Raw genomic sequence first — 3,420 nt, forward strand, 5'->3', positions numbered from 1 at the left:
CCCCCCCCCCCCCCCCCCCCCCCCCCCCCCCCCCCCCCCCCCCCCCCCCCCCCCCCCCCCCCCCCCCCCAACTACCGCAATCCACTCAGTACGCGAATTCGCGGAACACCGGATCGACGTCGCCGTGCCAGCGGCCATGGAACAGCGCCAGCTTGCGTTCGGCCGGGGTCAGGCCGGACTCGACGATCTCCTGCAGCACATCCAGGAACTTGCTTTCATCCTGGCCATCGGCATTGCGCGCCGCACGGCGCTTGAGGCCTTCCACGGAAATCTTCACTGCTTCGCGGGCCAGATCACGCACGGTGCCATTGCGGAACGGCAGGTTCATCGCATGCTTCGGCACGCCGTCGCGCAGTGCATGGCGCTCGGCCAGGGTGAAGTCACGCACCAGGTCCCAGGCGGCATCCAGCGCAGCGTCGTCGTACAGCAGGCCGACCCAGAACGCCGGCAGCGCACACAGGCGGCTCCACGGGCCACCATCGGCACCGCGCATTTCCAGGTACTTCTTCAGGCGCACTTCCGGGAACGCAGTGGTCATGTGGTCCGACCAGTCGCGCAGCGTCGGCAGCGCGCCCGGCAGCACCGGCAGCCTGGCCTGCATGAAATCGCGGAAGCTCTGCCCGCTGGCGTCGTGGTAGATGCCGTCGCGGTAGGAGAAATACATCGGTACGTCGAGCAGGTAATCGACATAGCGTTCGTAACCGAACCCATCCTCGAACACGAAGTCGAGCATGCCGGTGCGGTCGGCATCGGTGTCGGTCCAGATGTGCGAGCGGTAGCTCAGATAGCCGTTCGGCTTGCCTTCGGTGAACGGCGAATCGGCGAACAACGCGGTGGCGATCGGTTGCAGCGCCAACGACACGCGGAACTTCTTCACCATGTCCGCTTCGGTGGCGTAGTCCAGGTTCACCTGCACCGTGCAGGTGCGGGTCATCATGTCCAGGCCGAGCGAGCCGACCTTGGGCATGTACGCGCGCATGATCTTGTAGCGGCCCTTCGGCATCCACGGCATCTCATCGCGCTTCCACTTCGGCTGGAAGCCCATGCCGAGGAAACCCAGCTGCAGTTCGCCGGCCACCTGCGCCACTTCATTGAGGTGGGTGCCGGTCTCCACGCAGGTCTGGTGGATGGTTTCCAGCGCCGCGCCGGACAGTTCCAACTGGCCGGCCGGTTCCAGCGTCACCGAGGCGCCATCGCGCAGCAGGGCGATCGTGTTGCCGTTTTCCTGCACCGGCTCCCAGCCGAAGCGGACCAGACCGTTGAGCAGGGCTTCGATGCCGCGCTCACCTTCGAAGGTCGGCGGGCGCAGGTCATCCAGGCGGAACCCGAACTTCTCGTGCTCGGTGCCGATGCGCCACTGCGCGCGGGGCTTCTCGCCGGAGGCGAGCACCTCCACCAGCTGCGAGCGGTCGGTAATGGGTGTATCGGCGACGTGGCTGGGGCTCGACAAGGGGAGGGCTCGCTGGACGGTGGCGGGGGATGTGGGGCCCGGGGCCTTCCATCGCAAGGGCGCACTATAGCGTGGCGACCGGTTGCGTCATGCGACGGTGACGGGTTTCAGCATCCTACCGACGCCCTCTTGACCCTCGTACACTCAAGGCCATGAGCCGCCATTCACGACACCCCGAACTGCACCGCTCCGAGCGTGTCGGCTGGCTGCGTGCCGCCGTGCTGGGCGCCAACGATGGCATCGTCTCGGTGGCCGGCCTGGTGGTCGGCGTGGCCGCCAGCGGCGCCTCGGCTGCGACCATCCTGGCCACCGGCGTGGCCGGCACCGTGGCCGGCGCGATGTCGATGGCCGCCGGCGAGTATGTCTCGGTGCAGACCCAGGCCGACACCGAAGACGCCGACCTGGCGATGGAAAAGCGCGAACTGCACGAAGATCCGCACAGCGAGCTGGAAGAGCTGGCCGCGATCTACCGCCACCGCGGCCTGGAGCCTGCGCTGGCACGGCAGGTGGCCGAACAGCTTACCGCCCACGATGCGCTGGGCGCCCACGCACGCGACGAGCTGGGCATCACCGATACCCTGCGCGCGCGCCCGCTGCAGGCAGCACTGGCCTCGGCCGGGGCCTTTACCTGCGGCGCGGCACTGCCGGTGCTGACCGCCCTGCTCGCGCCGGTGGACAAGGTTGCGATGATGACCACGGCCAGTACCCTGCTCGGCCTGTGCCTGACCGGCGCGATGGCGGCTCGGGCCGGCGGCGCACCGCCGGTACGCGGCGCGATCCGGGTGATGTTCTGGGGCGCACTGGCGATGGCCGCGGCCGCCGGCGTCGGTCGCCTGCTCGGCGCGCACGTGACATGACCGCCATGCTGCCCCCGGCCACCGCACTGCTGGCCGAGATGGCCAGCCTGGCCGGCTGCGCACGCGCCGAAGGTTATGCCTGCATCACCGCACGTCGCGAACATGGCGCCAGCTCGGTGGAGATTCCGCAACCGCAGTTCGCGATCCTGCTGGAAGGCCGCAAGCAGGTGCGTACCGCACACCAGTCGCTGGAGTTCGTTCCCGGCGACATCCTGCTGCTGACCCAGCGTTGCCGCATCGATGTGGTCAACAGCCCCGATCCACGCAGTGGCCGCTATCTCAGTGCCATCGTGCCGCTGTGTGCTGAAGTACTCGCAGCCGCACGCACGCTGTGGAGCGAGGAACTTCCCGCGCCGGGCCAGTCGATGGCGCGATTGCCGTTGATCGAACACGCCACGGTGCTGCGCCAGTGGCGGCAATCGCTGCAGGACGGCCGCTACAGCGAAGCTCGATTGGCCCTGGCCTCACTGGTGCTGACGCTGTGCCGGCAGGGCCATGGCAACCTGCTGCTGCCGCAGGCACCGAGCCTCGGCGAACAGATCCGCGACCGCATCGCCGCCGAACCGGCACGCGACTGGCAATCGCGCGACGTGGAAGAGCAGTTCGCGCTGAGCGGCGCAACCCTGCGCCGTCGACTCGCCGCCGAGGACACCAGCCTGCGCCAGCTGCTCACCGAGGCACGGTTGGCGCATGGCATGCAGCTGCTCTATACCACCGACCTGCCGTTGAAGACCGTTGCCGCACGCGCGGGCTACCGGTCTGCGGCGAGTTTCAGCAAGCGCTTCGCCGAGCAGTACGGACTGGCTCCCACAGACATTTGAGGGGGTTCGGCAGGGCTGCGCCCTGCACCCGCCGAGGCAAGTGCAAGAGCCGAAGCAACAGCAACAGCAACAGCGTGCATTCCGTGGGATGACGGGGCACTGTGGGTTTGCGGGGACGCCGTAAACCCGTCCATGGGGGCTTGGTCGCCGCATCCATGCGGCTCACACCCCGCAAACCCACAGTGCCCCGCCTTCGACAGATTCCGGCGGCTGTTGGTAGGTGTCGACCTTGGTCGACACATCTGTCAGATATCGAATGAGTCATCCACGCATGGCGTGGATCTACTGTGTC

Annotated in this window: 3 protein-coding genes; 2 read left to right on the top strand and 1 reads right to left on the bottom strand. The window is 68.0% G+C overall.

From position 1 onward, the window contains the following. Positions 1 to 85: 85 nt before the first annotated feature. The gene (locus O0K41_RS22105) at positions 86 to 1,450 is read right to left on the bottom strand and encodes a glutamate--cysteine ligase (protein WP_057500528.1); all 1,365 of its coding nucleotides are present in this window, start codon (positions 1,448 to 1,450) and stop codon (positions 86 to 88) included. A gap of 152 nt (positions 1,451 to 1,602) precedes the next feature. On the opposite strand from O0K41_RS22105, the gene O0K41_RS22110 reads away from it, so the two are divergent. Together O0K41_RS22110 and O0K41_RS22115 are read left to right on the top strand one after the other, a co-directional pair. Then, on the top strand, positions 1,603 to 2,307 hold the full coding sequence (locus O0K41_RS22110) for a VIT family protein (protein ID WP_049448864.1): 705 nt from the start codon (positions 1,603 to 1,605) through the stop codon (positions 2,305 to 2,307). Continuing rightward, positions 2,304 to 3,128, top strand: coding sequence for a helix-turn-helix transcriptional regulator (locus O0K41_RS22115; protein ID WP_164221710.1), 825 nt, complete (start codon positions 2,304 to 2,306; stop codon positions 3,126 to 3,128). Before O0K41_RS22110 ends, O0K41_RS22115 begins: the two co-directional genes overlap by 4 nt. Positions 3,129 to 3,420: the final 292 nt, after the last annotated feature.

Source organism: Stenotrophomonas sp. Sm2128 (assembly GCF_030985535.1).
GTDB lineage: Bacteria > Pseudomonadota > Gammaproteobacteria > Xanthomonadales > Xanthomonadaceae > Stenotrophomonas > Stenotrophomonas maltophilia.

What these genes read in the sequence shown, in the direction of transcription:
- O0K41_RS22110 (WP_049448864.1), top strand. Translation starts at nt 1,603, where the DNA reads ATGAGCCGCCATTCACGACACCCCGAACTGCACCGCTCCGAGCGTGTC.
- O0K41_RS22115 (WP_164221710.1), top strand. Translation starts at nt 2,304, where the DNA reads ATGACCGCCATGCTGCCCCCGGCCACCGCACTGCTGGCCGAGATGGCC.